The 16,646-nt window shown below is 29.1% G+C and carries 14 protein-coding genes and 1 pseudogene; 12 read left to right on the forward strand and 3 right to left on the reverse strand.

Annotated features, from left to right (window positions below):
* Positions 1 to 121: 121 nt before the first annotated feature.
* Complete coding sequence (locus tag ACRDDE_RS10050) at positions 122 to 1,756, forward strand: sigma-54 interaction domain-containing protein (protein WP_021430149.1); 1,635 nt, start codon at positions 122 to 124, stop codon at positions 1,754 to 1,756.
* Positions 1,757 to 2,152: 396 nt separating this feature from the next.
* On the opposite strand, the gene ACRDDE_RS10055 is transcribed toward ACRDDE_RS10050, so the two are convergent.
* Positions 2,153 to 2,614 (reverse strand): cyclic nucleotide-binding domain-containing protein, encoded by a 462-nt coding sequence (locus ACRDDE_RS10055; RefSeq protein WP_438627112.1) that lies wholly within the window; start codon positions 2,612 to 2,614, stop codon positions 2,153 to 2,155.
* 330 nt (positions 2,615 to 2,944) lie between these two features.
* On the opposite strand from ACRDDE_RS10055, the gene ACRDDE_RS10060 reads away from it, so the two are divergent.
* The 8 genes from ACRDDE_RS10060 (at position 2,945) to clpX (ending at position 11,881) form a co-directional block, all read left to right on the forward strand.
* The gene (locus tag ACRDDE_RS10060) at positions 2,945 to 3,880 is read left to right on the forward strand and encodes a phosphoglycerate dehydrogenase (RefSeq protein ID WP_438627113.1); all 936 of its coding nucleotides are present in this window, start codon (positions 2,945 to 2,947) and stop codon (positions 3,878 to 3,880) included.
* A gap of 99 nt (positions 3,881 to 3,979) precedes the next feature.
* Positions 3,980 to 6,001, forward strand: a complete 2,022-nt coding sequence (gene ligA / locus ACRDDE_RS10065; protein ID WP_438627114.1) for an NAD-dependent DNA ligase LigA — start codon at positions 3,980 to 3,982, stop codon at positions 5,999 to 6,001.
* Between the two features lie 149 nt (positions 6,002 to 6,150).
* Positions 6,151 to 7,500 carry a ribonuclease PH gene (gene rph, locus ACRDDE_RS10070; protein ID WP_438627115.1) on the forward strand — a complete coding sequence of 450 codons (1,350 nt, stop codon included), beginning with the start codon at positions 6,151 to 6,153 and terminating at the stop codon, positions 7,498 to 7,500.
* Positions 7,500 to 7,970 (forward strand): metallophosphoesterase, encoded by a 471-nt coding sequence (locus ACRDDE_RS10075; protein ID WP_438627116.1) that lies wholly within the window; start codon positions 7,500 to 7,502, stop codon positions 7,968 to 7,970. Before rph ends, ACRDDE_RS10075 begins: the two co-directional genes overlap by 1 nt.
* A gap of 22 nt (positions 7,971 to 7,992) precedes the next feature.
* The gene (locus tag ACRDDE_RS10080) at positions 7,993 to 8,514 is read left to right on the forward strand and encodes a DUF2179 domain-containing protein (RefSeq protein ID WP_021430240.1); all 522 of its coding nucleotides are present in this window, start codon (positions 7,993 to 7,995) and stop codon (positions 8,512 to 8,514) included.
* 144 nt (positions 8,515 to 8,658) lie between these two features.
* Positions 8,659 to 9,945, forward strand: a complete 1,287-nt coding sequence (gene tig / locus ACRDDE_RS10085) for a trigger factor (RefSeq protein ID WP_438627117.1) — start codon at positions 8,659 to 8,661, stop codon at positions 9,943 to 9,945.
* A gap of 83 nt (positions 9,946 to 10,028) precedes the next feature.
* A complete protein-coding gene (clpP, locus tag ACRDDE_RS10090; RefSeq protein ID WP_438627118.1) occupies positions 10,029 to 10,613 on the forward strand; it encodes an ATP-dependent Clp endopeptidase proteolytic subunit ClpP in 585 nt (194 codons plus the stop codon).
* A 17-nt stretch (positions 10,614 to 10,630) separates the two neighbouring features.
* Complete coding sequence (gene clpX / locus ACRDDE_RS10095) at positions 10,631 to 11,881, forward strand: ATP-dependent Clp protease ATP-binding subunit ClpX (protein WP_438627119.1); 1,251 nt, start codon at positions 10,631 to 10,633, stop codon at positions 11,879 to 11,881.
* A gap of 30 nt (positions 11,882 to 11,911) precedes the next feature.
* Here clpX and ACRDDE_RS10100 read toward each other — a convergent pair whose 3' ends face one another.
* The gene (locus ACRDDE_RS10100) at positions 11,912 to 12,439 is read right to left on the reverse strand and encodes a chromate transporter (RefSeq protein ID WP_419742390.1); all 528 of its coding nucleotides are present in this window, start codon (positions 12,437 to 12,439) and stop codon (positions 11,912 to 11,914) included.
* Positions 12,424 to 12,939, reverse strand: coding sequence for a chromate transporter (locus ACRDDE_RS10105; protein ID WP_438627120.1), 516 nt, complete (start codon positions 12,937 to 12,939; stop codon positions 12,424 to 12,426). Before ACRDDE_RS10105 ends, ACRDDE_RS10100 begins: the two co-directional genes overlap by 16 nt.
* 167 nt (positions 12,940 to 13,106) lie before the next feature.
* Between ACRDDE_RS10105 and lon the strand changes: the two genes are divergently transcribed.
* The 3 genes and pseudogenes from lon to ACRDDE_RS10120 all read left to right on the forward strand — a co-directional run.
* Entirely contained in the window at positions 13,107 to 15,464 is a 2,358-nt protein-coding gene (lon, locus tag ACRDDE_RS10110; RefSeq protein ID WP_438627121.1) for an endopeptidase La, read from the forward strand.
* Positions 15,454 to 16,065, forward strand: coding sequence for a ribosome biogenesis GTP-binding protein YihA/YsxC (yihA, locus tag ACRDDE_RS10115; protein ID WP_438627122.1), 612 nt, complete (start codon positions 15,454 to 15,456; stop codon positions 16,063 to 16,065). The genes lon and yihA overlap by 11 nt, the downstream gene beginning before the upstream one ends.
* Positions 16,066 to 16,287: 222 nt before the next feature.
* Positions 16,288 to 16,646, forward strand: a pseudogene (locus tag ACRDDE_RS10120) (ATP-binding protein); the annotation flags it as partial.

A 16,646-nucleotide genomic window follows, 5' to 3' on the forward strand; every position in this document is an offset into this window, starting at 1 on the left:
AAAAAAATAACAATAAATTTATAATTAATACATTGTAGATGATATAATGTTCTTAGGTAGGAAAATGGTTTTTTATATTTAATAGGGGTGTAATTTACTAAATAAGGAAGGGCTGAATAGAGTGTATAATGATTTTAGGGGCTTTATTAATCACTTAGAAAATCCAGCAATTTTATGCAGTGAAACTGGGGAAATACTAGATTTTAATGCACAAATGAAAAAGATTTTTAATTTTGTCGATGTGGACAAGCCATCAAATATATCTGTTTTGGATAGTACATTTAATGAAAATGACTATTTTTCAAACAATAGAAAAAAAATACAGCTTAGAGATTTAAATATGTTTGTAGACGTTTATTCCATTAGAGATTATAAAAATGAATTACAGTATATTTATTTATTTGAAAAATCTATGATAACAGATAAGGTTGTAGAGGACATAATTGAACATATAGATGAAGTTGTAGTTATATTTAATAAAGATGGTGTTATTGAAAAGATGAACAGCTTATGTGATGAAATATTACCATTTAAAAGAAAAGAAGTTCTTGGGAGAAAAATTGACAAACTAGTTTATATGGGATTAGTAGAAGAACCGATAATACTAAATATGCTAGGAGTTAAGAAAAAAACTTATAAAAATATAGTTTATCCTGGAGGTAAAGTTATAGCATACACAGCAGTTCCTATATGGGATAACAAGGGAGAAGTAAAAGGGGGAGTATTAACTGGTAGAGATATTTCTAGAGTTATAAACTTAGATTCTCCTCACGCGAAAGATTGTACAACAGCCACTAACTCGGAATATATAAGCAAAAGTGAAGTTATGGATAATATAAAAAATGTAGTAAAGAGGGCAGCAGCATCTGATTCTTCCATTTTTATAACTGGAGAGTCTGGTGTAGGAAAAGAAATTATAGCTAGAAAAATATGTAAGTATAGTCATAGAAGGGATAAACCATTTATAGCAATTAACTGTGGTGCAATTCCTAATGAGCTCCTAGAATCAGAGTTTTTCGGATATGAAGAAGGTTCTTTTACTGGAGCTAAAAAGTCTGGGAAAAAAGGTCTTTTTGAGCAAGCAAATGGAGGTACTATATTTTTAGATGAAATAGGCGAATTGCCACTTCAAATGCAAAAAAAATTACTTAGAGTTATACAAGAAAATACGATTACTAGAGTTGGAGGAACTAAACCGATAAAAATTGATGTAAGGTATGTAAGTGCTACTAATATTTCAAATGAGGATTTACATGATAATTTGAAGTTTAGACAGGATTTATATTATAGACTTAGTGTTATACCTATAAAAATACCTCCATTAAGGGAAAGAAAAGAAGACATAATGCCTTTGGTTGAATATTTCTTAGATTTATACAACACTAAATATAATAGAGAAATAAGCATTTCTCCTAAGGTTATGGAATTGTTAAATAATCATTCATGGCCTGGAAACATAAGAGAACTGAAAAATATTATCGAAAGATTTGTTGTTTTATCAGTTAAAAATACGATAGGAGAAGATGAGTTTAATATGCTAATAAATTTAGATGATTTATCTAAGGAAAATGACTTAAAATCTCCAATAGTTGTAAATGGTATTGTAAATTTAAATGAAGCATATAAAATAGTAGATCAAATAATTATACCTAGAGCAATAGATAAGTATGGTTCTATTACACAAGCATCAAAACAAATAGGGATAGATTCTTCTACTATACATAGAAAAATAAAAAGTGGATATTTAAAGCTATAAAAATTCGCTTTGCTTGAGCGACTACGTCTGCGAACCACTTCATGTCGCTCAAATTTCATGTCGTCAACGGACACTCGGCAAGCTCGCGTCCCGTTACTCAAACGACTTCACCCGTTGCTTAAAAACTTTTTTACGCTCAAAATATAATATGTTTATATACTAATTTCTATAGAATATAAACCGATTTTTAATAAGCATAATTTTTAAAGCGTAAAAAATAATTATAGTAGTTGCGAAGCCTAAATGATTCTGCTATCATTATGGTATAAGTACATATGATTCAAAGAGGCCATGAAGGTTTTAAAACTTTCATGGTCTTTTTTGTTTTATTAGTACAAAAAAAACTCTATATAAAATAGATAGACTTTAACACTATCTATTCCCTTTTATAAGATGCTATATAGCATCTTTTTCTTTTTTAAAAAAACTTATTTCTAAATCATTATTGTAAATGGAGCTTGCAAAACTCTTACAAAAATATGATAGGAAAGTAGGGTCTTTAAATGCTACATCCTTTATAATTGACACAGGTATTCCTATAAAAATACATTCATCTAAAGCTCTTAAACTATATTCAAATTTATTTTCTGTAAATATTTCCAAAGAGCCAATAATATTTAAATTATTTATAGAAGATTTAAGTATATTATTATTATCAAAAGAATTTTCTAATTTAATAGTAGTTCCCTCCACGAGAAAATATAAGTAATCGGGAGTTGTATTTTTAAGAACTATAAGTTCATTTTTATTAAAACAATGAAGTTCCATATGAGAGTTCAAATTTACATCAAACATATTATTTATTTTATAATTTTCAATATAATATCTTAAACTATCGTCATGATGAAGTTTAAGCATAAAATCACCCCTTAAAAAATATTATCATATTGAAAGTATTAACTTATATTTGAAAATATAAACTATGATATATAAATAAAAAACAGGTCAATTGTTCAAATTTATAATTTGGAAATTATATACATCAAAAGCTTGTAATTCCTAAGAATTAAAAATTAAAAACTGGACAATATATTATTAAATAAATACACAAAACACCTCAGTGATGGCATTCTAATATATAGTGTATTTATATAAAATAGATTAAGTCCTTTAATTATTTAATAATTAAAGGACTTTTATTTTTAAGATAAAATATAATTAACTATTAGATATGGGAGGAGATACTTTATGAAATTATTAGTTACAAATAAATATGAGGATAATGAAATAAATAAATTGATAGATTTAGGATATGAAGTAATATATATGAAGGAATCTAAGGCTGAAGTAAATAATGAAAATAAAGATATTGAAGTACTAGTAGGTTATAATCCGTTTAACACACTTGATATATCGAAACTAGAAAATTTGAAACTAATTCAATTAAGTAGTGTTGGAATAGATCAAATACCAAAAGATGAAATTATAAAAAATAATATTACGGTATGTAATAACAAAGGAAATTATAGTATTCCTATGGCGGAATATATAGTTATGTATATTTTAAATGTATATAAAAACACAAAACAAATGTATGAAAACCAAGCACAAAAGAAGTGGAAATTAGATATAAACTTAGAAGAACTAACTGATAAAAAAGTAATGTTTATAGGAACTGGTACAATTGCAAAAAATGCTGCTGATAGGTTAAAAGCATTTGGAGTATATGTTTATGGAGTTAATACAGATGGTAGAGACGTTGTAGGATTTGATGAATGTATATCTATAGGAAACATAATCGAAGGGTTAAAAAAATGTGATGCAGTAGTTATTACTTTGCCATCAACAAAAGAAACTAGAGGAATGATTAATGATGAAAAATTAAAAACTATGAAAAATGGATCAGTGATTATAAATGTTGGTAGAGGAAACATAATAAATGAAAATGATTTAATCAATAATATAAACAAGTTTAAAGGTGTTTGTTTAGATGTATTTGAAAGTGAACCATTAAATAAAGAAAATAAACTTTGGGAATTTGAAAATGTAACTATAACCCCTCATAATTCATGGATATCTGATAAAAATAGAAGTAGAACATTTAATACTATATATGAAAATTTAAAGAATTACATAAACAAAAAAGAGCTTAAAAACGTTGTAAATATTCAAAAAGGATATTAATAGTTTAGTTGTAATTTTAAGAAGGAAATTATGGTATACTAAGATAGTATTGCATTGAAATTAGTACGATTTACATAGATTTTAAAAGAGGTGATTTATATGGACATAAAAACTAGAATGGATGAATTGATAGATCAAATAAACTATCATAGCAATAAATATTATAATGATGATGCTCCTGAGATATCAGATTATGAATATGATAATTTAATGAAAGAACTTATAAAAATAGAAGAAGAAAATCCTCAAATAAAAAGAGCTGATTCACCAAGTAGTAGGGTAGGAGGTAAGCCTTTAGATAAATTTACGCAAATAACACATAAAATACCTATGCTTAGTTTATCAAATGCTTACTCAGATAAGGATTTAAAAGATTTTGATAAAAGAGTAAGAGAATTAGCTGATGATAGTGTTGAATACGTAGTTGAATTTAAAATAGATGGATTATCAGTTGGATTAACATATAAAAATGGAGTTTTTGAAAAGGGAGCAACAAGAGGTAATGGAGTAGTTGGAGAAGATATAACAGAAAACTTAAGAACAGTAAAGACTATACCTTTAAAAATTAATGATACAGAAGAAGTTGTAGTAAGAGGAGAAGTATATATATCTAAGGAAAATTTCGAAAAAATAAATGAATTACAAGAAGAACAAGGCCTTCAATTATTTGCTAACCCTAGAAACTTAGCAGCAGGAACTTTAAGACAGTTAGATTCTAAGTTAACAGCTAAAAGACCTTTAGATATATTTATATTTAACCTAGAGTATATTGAAAATACAAATTTTAAAAGTCATAGTGAATCATTAGAATATCTTAAAAACTTAGGATTCAAGGTTAGTACAGATTACAAAGTTTGTTCAAATATAGAGGGAGTTATAAAGCATATTGAATATTGGACAGAAAATAGATCAAGACTACCGTTTGAAATAGATGGAATGGTTATTAAAGTTAATGATTTACAACAAAGAGATATTATGGGTTATACAGCTAAAAGTCCAAGATGGGCAATTGCATATAAATTCCCTGCAGAGCAAAAGAAAACGAAGCTTATAGATATTATAGTTGAAGTTGGTAGAACAGGAACTATAACGCCTACAGCTATACTTGAACCAGTTAGATTAGCTGGAACAACAGTTTCTCGTGCAACTTTACATAATGAAGATTATATAAATGAAAAAGACATAAAAATTGGAGATACAGTTTTAGTTCAAAAAGCCGGAGATATAATACCACAAGTAGTTCAAGTTGTTAAAGATGATAGAGATGGAAATGAAATAGAATTTAAATTCCCTGATAAATGTCCTGTATGCTCAGAACCTACTGTTAGATTAGAGGGAGAAGCTGCAGTAAAGTGCATTAATATTAGTTGTCCAGCTCAAATTAGAAGAGGAATAATACACTTTACTTCAAGAGATGCAATGAATATAGAAGGACTAGGAGAATCTATAGTTGGATTATTACTTGATAACAATATAATTAAAGATATAGCTGATCTTTATTACATAAAAAAAGAAGATGTAATAAACTTAGAAAGAATGGGTGAGAAATCAGCTGAAAATTTAATTAAAGCAATAGAAAAATCTAAACAAAATGAATTATATAGATTAATAAATGGATTAGGAATTAAATATATAGGAGTTAAAGGTGCAAAAGTTTTAGCTAAAAACTTTTATAGTTTAGATGAAATAATAAATGCAGATGCAGTTCAGTTAACTAATCTTGAAGAATTTGGAGATATAATGGCAAACAGTGTTGTTGAGTTCTTTAAAGAAGAAAAAAATATGACGGTTATAAATAAATTAAAAGAGGCTGGAGTTAATACAGAATCTATAAAAAATAAAGACGAGTCTATAGTTAATATTTTTGAAGGAATGAAGATTGTATTAACAGGTACTTTACCTACTTTGAAAAGAAATTATGCAAAAGAAATGATTGAGGCAAGAGGCGGAAAAGCAACTTCTAGTGTAAGTAAATCTACAACATTTGTTTTAGCTGGAGAAGAGGCAGGATCAAAGCTTACAAAGGCTAATGAATTAGGAGTAAAAGTTATTGATGAAGCTAAGTTTTTAGATATATTAAATTTAAGCTCAAAAGAAGAAGTTCAAGAAGTTATTAAGTAAAAATATTGGGGAAATTATATTAATAAATAACTACTATTTAGGATTAAATAATGCTAATATATTATAGTATATACAATATTTGAGTTACAGTTCGGGTAAGTTAATTAGTCTGAATTTGCTATAAAAAATGTTTGAAAGAGGTAATATAAATGACGAGAATTGATGGTAGAAAAAATGATGAAATAAGACCAGTTAAAATAACTAGAAACTTTACTAGATATGCAGAGGGATCTGTATTAATTGAAATGGGAGAAACTAAAGTTATCTGTACAGCTTCTATAGAAGATAAAGTACCTCCTTTCTTAAGAAATTCAGGAACTGGATGGATAAATGCAGAGTATTCTATGTTACCAAGATCTACACACCAAAGAAAAATAAGAGAGTCATCAAGAGGTAAAGTTGATGGAAGAACTCAAGAAATACAAAGATTAATAGGAAGAGCTATAAGATCAGTTATTGATTTATCTAAAATAGGAGAGAGGACTATATGGGTAGATTGTGATGTAATTCAAGCTGATGGAGGAACTAGAACAGCATCTATAACAGGAGCTTTTGTAGCAGTAGCAGAAGCTTTATATTCTTTATATGAAAATAAACAAATAAAAACTTTACCTATAAGAAACTTTGTATCAGCTATAAGTGTAGGACTAGTTAATGGAGAACATGTTTTAGATCTATGCTATGAAGAAGATTCAAATGCACATGTTGATATGAATGTTATAATGACAGACAAAGGTGAATTTGTAGAGGTTCAAGGAACAGGAGAAGAATCTCCATTTACTAGAAAAGATTTAAATGCATTGCTTGAATTAGGAGAAAAAGGAAATAAAGAGCTTATTAAAGTTCAAAGAAAAGCATTAGGTAAAATAGCAAGTGAAGTTCTTGGAGAAGAAATTCCAGATGAAGTTGTTATAGCTACAAATAATGCTCATAAATTAGAAGAAATTTCAGCTATATTAAATGATTTCGATTGTAAAATATATTCTCTTAAAGATGTAGATTTAGCAGGAATAGAAATAGTAGAAGATGGTCATACATTTGAGCACAATGCTCTTATAAAAGCTAGAACTATAGCTAAAGCTACAAATATGGTAGCAGTTGCAGATGACTCTGGTCTTGAAGTGGATGCTTTAGGTAAAAAGCCAGGTGTGTACTCAGCTAGATATGCAGGAGAAAATGCAACTGATGAGCAAAATAGAGAAAAGCTTGTAAAGGCTATGAAAAATGTACCTATGAGTCAAAGAACAGGAAGATTTGTATCAGCTATAGCTGTAGTATTCCCAAGTGGAAAAGAGTTTGTTGTAAGAGGAACTTGTGAAGGAACTATAGCATTTGAAGAAAAAGGTGAAAATGGATTTGGATATGATCCATTATTTATAGTAAATCAATACAATAAGACATTTGGAGAATTACCTAGTTCAATAAAAAATTCAATAAGTCATAGAGCAAATTCTTTAAAACTTATGAAAGATGAATTTAATAAAAGGATAGTGAAGTAATGAAAATTGGGGTAATAAGTGACACTCATAGAATGAATAGGTTTATAGATAAAACTCTTCCATATTTAAAAGAATGTGACTTAATTATACATGCAGGAGATAATTTTGTAGATTCAAAATATATTCATAAGATGACTGGAGTTTCGATGATGGCAGTTAGAGGGAACTGTGATTTTGAAAATACAGAAGGTGAATTAGAGTTTGAGATAGAAAATAAAAATATATTTGTTTGTCATGGGGATAAGTATGGCGTTAAATATGGGCTTGAACAATTACATGAAAAAGCTAAAAATATATGCGCAGATATTGTTATATTTGGGCATACGCATACACCAGTAATAAAAGAAAAAAATAACATACTATATATAAATCCAGGTAGCATATCATTACCAAGAGGAGTAAATTATAGAAGTTTTGTTATATTAAAAATATCTAGTGATAATGTGAGTATTGATGAGATAAGGTTATAAAATAATTTAGGGGGATTAGTAAATGGAATTTGTTTTGGGGTATTTACTCATATTTTTGGCTAAATGTTCAGATGTAACATTAGCAACAATTAGGACTATATTTGTAGTAAAAGGTAAAAAGAAACTTGCGTTTTGTATTGGGTTTCTTGAAATTTTGATATACCTATTTGCTATGGATAAAGTGTTAGGTGACATGGGTGACATAGTAAAAGTAATGTCATATGCGCTTGGATTTGCAACAGGTAACGTAGTCGGTATCACGCTTGAGGAAAAACTTGCAATAGGATTAATAACAGCTCAAGTTTTCACTGGTGAAGATGTAGATCAATTTGCAGAATACCTAAGACAACATGGTTTTGGAGTTACTGTCATAGAAGGTAGAGGGAGAGAAGGCGTAAAGTATATACTACAAGTTGTTTTAGATAGAAAGCACCTTCATAATTTCCAAAATACTATAAATAGTTATGATTCTAGGGCATTTGTAGCAGTATCTGAAATCAAGAACGTCAGAGGTGGATATTTTGGTCGAAATGCGATGAAATAAGGCGTTTTTCAAAGTCAGTTCATATCAATGCGGTACTTGTAAATAAAAAAAAGAATGTGTTATAATAAAATAGTAAAATTATAGTAACGAAATCTATTATACTATATATAAAAGAATACATAATCAATAGGAGGATTAATAATAATGAAAGCAGAATTACTTAAGAAAGAAGGTAACAAAGTTACTTTTAAACTAACAGTTGATAATGATAAATTTGAAGGTGCAGTAACAAAAGCTTACAACAAAAACAAAGGTAAATTTAATATACCAGGATTTAGAAAAGGTAAAGCACCTAAGCAAATAATAGAATCTCAATATGGAAAAGGAGTATTCTACAACGATGCTATAGATATGTTATTCCCAGAAATATATCCATCAGCTTTAGATGAGTTAAACATAGATCCAATAGATAGACCTGACTTAGACATAGAAGAAATAAGCAAAGATAACGGATTAGTAATGGTTGTTAATGTAGAAGTTAAGCCAGAGTTCGAACTTGGATCATACAAAGGTATAGAAATAGCAAAACCTGACTATACTGTAAATGAAGATGAAGTAACTTTAAGATTAGATGAAATGAGAAACAAAGCTTCAAGATTAGTAGATGTTGAAGGTAGAGCTATAGAAAATGGAGACAATACTGTTATAGACTTCGAAGGATTTGTAGATGGCGTTGCTTTTGAAGGTGGAAAAGGTGAAGACTATAGCTTAGCTATAGGATCAAACACATTCATACCAGGGTTTGAAGAGCAATTAATAGGTAAAAGCAAAGGTGAAGAAGTTGAAGTGAATGTTGAGTTCCCAGCTGATTACCATGCTGAAAACTTAGCAGGAAAGCCAGCTACTTTCAAAGTTGTTGTAAAGAATGTACAAAGCAAAGAATTACCAGAATTAAATGATGAATTTGCAGCTGATACAACAGAATTCAATACTTTAGAAGAATTAAAGAGTGATTTAAAAGCTAAAGTAGAAGAAGAAGCTAAAAATAGAGCAGATGCTGAAATGAGAAATTCTTTAGTTGAAAAGATATCTGAAGGTACAGAAGTAGAAGTTCCAAATGCAATGGTTGAAACTCAAATAGATAACATGTTAATGGAACTTAACTACCAATTACAATACCAAGGATTACAATTAGAGCAATTATTACAAATGACAGGAAGATCAATAGAAGATTTAAGAAATGAAAAGAGAGAAGAAGCTACAAAGTTAGTTAAATCATCTTTAATATTAGAAGCTATAGCTAAAGCTGAAAATGTAGAAGTTTCTGAAGCTGACGTTGAAACTGAAGTTGAAAAAATGGCTAAAATGTACAACATGGAAGTTGAAAAAATAAAATCAGTAATGAGACCAACTGACTTAGAAGATATAAAAGGTCAATTAAAAATAAGAAAAACAATAGATTCATTAGTTGATAGTGCTAAATTAGTTTAATCATTATAGGTATATTTCATACAGTAGCTGTTACAGCTACTGTATATTGTATATATAGATAATTATGATAGGGGGTATAATCCATGGCATTAGTACCTGTAGTAGTAGAACAAACAGGAAGAGGAGAAAGATCTTACGATATATATTCAAAACTTCTAAAAGATAGAATAATATTTTTGGGTGATGAAGTAAATGATGTTACAGCAGGACTTGTAGTAGCTCAGTTATTATTCCTAGAGGCAGAAGACCCAGATAAAGATATACATTTATACATAAACTCTCCAGGAGGAAGTATAACTGCTGGTATGGCAATATATGATACTATGCAATATATAAAACCAGATGTATCAACTATATGTATAGGAATGGCTGCATCTATGGGAGCATTCTTATTAGCAGCAGGAGAAAAAGGAAAAAGATATGCACTTCCAAATAGTGAAATAATGATACATCAACCGCTAGGAGGAACAAGAGGGCAAGCTACAGATATAGAGATACACGCAAATAGAATAGTAAAAATGAAACAAACATTAAATTCTATATTAGCTGAAAGAACAGGTCAGCCTATAGAAAAATTAAAAATGGATACTGAACGTGATAACTTCATGAGTGCTGAAGAAGCTAAACAATACGGCTTAATAGATGAAGTAATTACTAAAAGACCGTAGATAAGAGAGGTGTTAATATGTCAAAATATGAAGATAAGAGACAATTAAAATGTTCATTCTGCGGTAAAAACCAAGAACAAGTTAGAAGACTTATTGCAGGTCCAAATGTGTATATATGCGATGAATGTGTTGAATTATGTGATGAAATAATTCAAGAAGAAGTTGAAGAAACAACAGAAGAGGAAACTGTAAATTTACCGAAACCAAAAGAAATGATGAATACTCTTAATGATTATGTAATAGGACAAGAAAAAGCTAAAAAAGCTTTATCAGTAGCTGTTTACAATCATTATAAAAGAATCTATGGAAAAAACAAAGGAACTAACAAAGATGTTGAGATACAAAAAAGTAACATACTTTTATTAGGACCTACTGGATCAGGAAAAACGCTTCTTGCTCAAACACTAGCTAAAACTTTAAATGTTCCATTTGCAATGGCAGATGCAACATCACTGACTGAAGCTGGATATGTTGGAGAAGATGTTGAAAATATATTATTAAAGCTTATACAAGCAGCAGACTTTGATATAGAGAAAGCTGAAAGAGGTATAATATATATAGATGAGATAGATAAGATAGCTAGAAAATCAGAAAATCCATCTATAACTAGAGATGTTAGTGGAGAGGGTGTTCAACAGGCTCTACTAAAAATCCTAGAAGGAACTGTAGCTAATGTTCCACCACAAGGTGGAAGAAAGCATCCACACCAAGAGTTCTTAAAGCTAGATACTACTAATATACTATTTATATTAGGAGGAGCCTTTGATGGAATAGAAAGAATAATTCAAAAAAGAGGCGGCGAAAAAACACTAGGATTTGGCGCTAAGATAGAAAGTAAAAAAGATATAGACCTTGGGAAAATTTATGCACAAGTTCAAACAGAAGACTTACTTAAATTTGGTATAATACCGGAATTTATAGGTAGAATTCCTGTAGTTGCAACTTTAGAATTATTAGATGAAGATGCACTAGTAAGTATATTAAAAGAGCCTAAGAACTCTTTAGTAAAACAATTCCAAAAATTATTTGAATTAGATGGAGTTGAACTTGAATTTGAAGAGGCTGCACTTAGAGCAATAGCTAAAAAAGCTATTGAAAGAAATACAGGTGCAAGAGGTCTAAGAAGTATTGTTGAAAATATAATGATGGATATAATGTATGAAATACCATCTAGAGATGATATAAAGAAAATAATACTGACAGAAGAGTCTGTTAAACAAGATTCTGATCCAGTTATTGTTTTAAAAGATGAAGAAGAAAGTGCATAAAAAAAGGAGCTAATTAAGCTCCTTTTTATTTTAAAAAAAAGATAGCAAAACACCTATGCATCCATATATAAACACGATGGCTATTGAGCCAACTTTTTTTGTGTATAATAAGTAAAATGCTGATATAAAAGCTATAATATCATAAAGTCCCCAGGTTATTCCTGTAGCAGACGAAAATACTGCCGATAATATAAAACCTAAGGTTATTGGACGTAAAACAGAAAGAATTTTTTCAACTTTTTCATTATCTTTAAATTTATCAAATAGGCTTGCAATTATTGTAAGGCCTATTACTGAAAATAATACAACACCAATACTTGAAGCTAAAGATCCCCAAAAACCTCCTGCTTTAAATCCTATAAAGGTAGCACTATTTATAGCGATAGGACCTGGAGTAGATTGGGATAATGCCAATAAATCTAAAAATTCTTTGTTTGTAATAAAGTGGTATTTATCTATAAATTCTTGTTGAATAAATGGAAGCATAGCATAGCCTCCACCAAAACTAAAACTACCTATTTTAAAGAATATTAGGAATAACATTAAGACTTTTGACATAGAGCGTAAACACCTCCTAATATTATTAAATATATTGGACTGATATTAAATACACCTACACAAAAGAATGATATAATTAAAAATGATATATTTTTCTTAGATTTGGGTAATTTATTAAACATATTTACAAATGAGTAAAGTATTAAAGCTATAACGACTGGATTTACTCCAGAAAAGAACCCATTTAAAATACCTGAGCTTTGGTTGTTGAAATAAAAATATGATAATACTAATACTATACAAAATGATGGAAGTATTGAACCTAATGTACAAACTAAAACACCTGGAATTTTATAAAGCCTATAACCTAATAAAATAGAGATGTTTGCACCTAGTACACCTGGATAGCTTTGGGCGATAGATAGATAGTCAATAAACTCTTGTTGAGTTAATAGATTTTGCTTTGTGACAAGCTCATCTTCTATCAAAGGAACCATAGCATAACCACCACCAAAGGTAAATGCACCTATTTTTAAAAATGTTAAGAAAAGTTTAAACATAAAATCCTCCACATTAAAATTTGGTATATAAGTAATATTATTATAACATAATAGTAATAAATGGATGGAAATGATTAAGAAATAGCTAATGTTGTTGAAAATTCAATTATGTAAATATATAATAAATAAAGTGACGCAATCTAGCATTTGGAAGGAGTGATGTTAGCATGGATAAAAATTATACTATAATAGAACGTGAATTACCGTTAATCCCGCTAAGAGGATTGGCTATATTCCCATATATGATACTAAGTTTTGATGTAGGGAGAGAAATTTCTTTAAAGGCATTAGATGAAGCTATGGCTGATGATGAAATGATATTCTTAACAGCTCAAAAAGATTCATCAATAGATACACCTACAGAAGATGACTATTATCATACGGGTACTATATGTAAAGTAAAACAACTGGTAAAATTACCAGGAGAAGGGGTTAGAGTACTAGTTGAAGGTATATCTAGAGGAACTATAACAGAGTTTGTGCAAGACGAACCATATATAAAAGTTGCTATAGAAGAAGTTGTTTATGATGTTGAAAGCATAAATGAAGATAAAGAGGTACAAGCAACTGTTAGAAATGTATTTGATGCTTTTGAGGAGTATATAAATATAAGTAATAGAGTATCACCAGAAATTCTTATAAATCTAGCTGAAATGGATAATGAAAATAGATTTGTAGATACAATAGCTGCAAATATGTTCTTAAAGCCAGATCAAAAACAAGCAATATTAGATGAATTTGATATTCAAGCTAGACTAGAATTAATTCTAAGAACATTATTAGAAGAAATTGAGTTATTAAAAATAGAGAAAAAAATAGCTTTAAAAGTAAAGAAAAGTATGAATAAAGTTCAAAAAGAATATTATCTTAGAGAACAGTTAAAAGCTATACAAAAAGAATTAGGAGAAGATGAAGATATAGATTCTGAAACAGATGAATATAGAAAAAAACTTCATAAGATGAAAGCTTCTAAAGAAACTAAAGAAAAAATATTAAAAGAAATAGATAAGTTCTCTAAAATTTCTCCTATGGCTCCTGATTTAGCTGTAAGTAGAACTTACTTAGATACTATATTCTCATTACCTTGGAATAAAGAAACTAAAGATAAGTTAGATATAAAAAGAGCTGAAGAAATATTAAATGAAGAACATTATGGTTTAGATAAAGTAAAAGAAAGAATAATAGAATATTTAGCAATTAGACAATTATCTAAGAGTCTAAAAGGACCTATATTATGTTTAGTTGGACCTCCAGGTGTTGGTAAAACATCTATAGCTAAATCTATAGCAAATTCACTAGATAGAAAATTCGTTAGAATTTCTTTAGGTGGAGTTAGGGATGAAGCTGAAATAAGAGGACATAGAAGAACTTATGTAGGAGCTCTTCCAGGTAGAATAGTTAATGGGTTAAAAGAAGCAAAAACTAAAAATCCTGTAGTCTTATTAGATGAAATAGATAAAATGTCATCAGACTTTAAAGGAGACCCAGCAGCAGCAATGTTAGAGGTTTTAGACCCAGAACAAAACAAAGATTTTGTGGATCACTACTTAGAAGTTCCTTTTGATTTATCTAAGATACTATTTGTGACAACAGCAAATACATTAAGTACTATACCAAGACCATTACTTGATAGAATGGAAATAATAGAAATATCAGGTTATATTGAAGAAGAAAAATTAAATATAGCTAAAAAATATTTATTACCAAAACAAATAAAAGAACATGCTTTAAAAGAAGAGTTTATAAAAATAGATGATGAAACTATGCTTGAAATAATAAGTAGTTATACAAGAGAAGCAGGAGTTAGAGGATTAGAGAGAACTCTTGGAACAATATGTAGAAAAGCTGCTAGAAAATATGTAGAAGATGAAACTATAGAAGAGATAGTAGTAAATAAAGATAATTTAGAAGACTACTTAGGAAAACAAAAAGTAAGACATCAAGTTGCAGGTAAAGAGCCAGAGGTCGGAGTTGTTACAGGACTAGCATGGACATCTGTTGGAGGAGAAACTTTAACAACAGAAGTAAATGTGCTAAAAGGAAAAGGTCAAATAGTTTTAACAGGAAAACTAGGAGATGTAATGAAAGAATCTGCTCAAACTGGTATATCGTATATAAGATCTATAGCAGACAGATTTGATATAAATCCAAACTTCTATAAAGAAAATGATATACACATACATTTACCAGAAGGAGCAGTACCTAAGGATGGACCGTCTGCAGGTATAACTATGGCTCTAGGTGTTATATCAGCATTAACTAACATACCAGTTAGAAACAATGTTGCTATGACAGGAGAGATAACTTTAAGAGGTAGAGTCCTAGCAGTAGGAGGAGTTAAAGAAAAACTTCTTGCAGCACATAGAGCAGGTATAACTAAAGTTTTATTACCACAAGAATGTGAAGCAGACTTAGATGAAATACCTCAAAAGGTAAAAAATGAAATGGAATTTGTTTTAGTAAGCCATATGGACGAAGTATTAGAACATGCATTATTAAGGAACGGTGAAAAAAATGAAAATTAGAAGTGCTGAAATTACAATGAGCGCAGTTAACAAAAGCCAATATCCAGAAGAAGGTATACCAGAGATTGCATTAGTTGGAAGATCTAATGTTGGAAAATCATCAACAGTAAATACTTTATTAAATAGAAGAAATTTTGCAAGAACAAGTCAAACACCAGGAAAGACTAGAACTATAAATTTCTACTTAATAAATGAAGAATTTTACTTTGTAGACTTACCAGGATACGGATATGCAAAGCTATCTAAATCTGAAAAAGAAAAATGGGGAGTTATAATGGAAAGATATTTACAAGAAAGAGAAGAGCTATGTGCTATTTGCTTACTTGTAGATATAAGACATGAACCTTCAAATGAAGATAAGATGATGTATGATTGGATAAAACACTTTGGATATGATTGTGTAATAGTTGCAACTAAAGCAGATAAGATATCTAGAGGGCAATATCAAAAACATTTTAATATAATTAGAAAAAAATTAGAATTATCAAAAGAAGATAAAATCTTCCCTATATCTGCACTTAAGAAAACTGGTGTTGAAGAGTTATGGGCAGAGGTTATAAAACAATACACACAAAAAGGATATGAAATAAGAGTTGATTAATTTAAAAGCAACTAAACTCATTGAGTTTAGTTGCTTTTTTTGTGGTTTAAAAAACTTTTTTAAGTATTTTAATAAGCTATGGGTAAGTATGATGGTTGCTACATGTAGATATTTAAATGAAATGTATTTTTAATGTTAATAAAATTTGGGACAAACACAAATAATATAGAAGTTTAATAATTTAATAAAGGCAATAAATTTTTATTTGGAGGGAAGTTTACAATGGATGGTAAAGTAAGGAAAATGTTTCCAGGTGGAAATACATCAAAAGGATTTAAATCATTTTTTGATTATGCAATTCCTAAAGATGTAAACAGAATCTTTTGCATGAAGGGAGGACCTGGAGTAGGGAAATCATCATTAATGAAAAAAGTTGCACAAGATATGATTTCTAAAGGATATGATGTAGACTTATACCCATGTTCTTCTGATCCAGATTCATTAGATGTTATAGTTATAAAAAAATTAGGTGTTGTTATGCTAGATGCAACAGCTCCTCATATTGTAGATCCTAAAAATCCAGGAGCTATAGATGAAATTTTAGATTTAGGAAGATATTGGGATAGAAAAGCTATTGAATT

This window comes from Paraclostridium sp. (assembly GCF_051656405.1).
Taxonomy (GTDB): domain Bacteria; phylum Bacillota; class Clostridia; order Peptostreptococcales; family Peptostreptococcaceae; genus Paraclostridium.

Bases quoted from the DNA above. Each gene is read 5' to 3' on its own strand.
- ACRDDE_RS10055 (WP_438627112.1), bottom strand. From the start codon at position 2,614: ATGCTTAAACTTCATCATGACGATAGTTTAAGATATTATATTGAAAAT.
- ACRDDE_RS10060 (WP_438627113.1), top strand. From the start codon at position 2,945: ATGAAATTATTAGTTACAAATAAATATGAGGATAATGAAATAAATAAA.
- ligA (WP_438627114.1), top strand. From the start codon at position 3,980: ATGGACATAAAAACTAGAATGGATGAATTGATAGATCAAATAAACTAT.
- rph (WP_438627115.1), top strand. From the start codon at position 6,151: ATGACGAGAATTGATGGTAGAAAAAATGATGAAATAAGACCAGTTAAA.
- ACRDDE_RS10075 (WP_438627116.1), top strand. From the start codon at position 7,500: ATGAAAATTGGGGTAATAAGTGACACTCATAGAATGAATAGGTTTATA.
- ACRDDE_RS10080 (WP_021430240.1), top strand. From the start codon at position 7,993: ATGGAATTTGTTTTGGGGTATTTACTCATATTTTTGGCTAAATGTTCA.
- tig (WP_438627117.1), top strand. From the start codon at position 8,659: ATGAAAGCAGAATTACTTAAGAAAGAAGGTAACAAAGTTACTTTTAAA.
- clpP (WP_438627118.1), top strand. From the start codon at position 10,029: ATGGCATTAGTACCTGTAGTAGTAGAACAAACAGGAAGAGGAGAAAGA.
- clpX (WP_438627119.1), top strand. From the start codon at position 10,631: ATGTCAAAATATGAAGATAAGAGACAATTAAAATGTTCATTCTGCGGT.
- ACRDDE_RS10100 (WP_419742390.1), bottom strand. From the start codon at position 12,439: ATGTCAAAAGTCTTAATGTTATTCCTAATATTCTTTAAAATAGGTAGT.
- ACRDDE_RS10105 (WP_438627120.1), bottom strand. From the start codon at position 12,939: ATGTTTAAACTTTTCTTAACATTTTTAAAAATAGGTGCATTTACCTTT.
- lon (WP_438627121.1), top strand. From the start codon at position 13,107: ATGGATAAAAATTATACTATAATAGAACGTGAATTACCGTTAATCCCG.
- yihA (WP_438627122.1), top strand. From the start codon at position 15,454: ATGAAAATTAGAAGTGCTGAAATTACAATGAGCGCAGTTAACAAAAGC.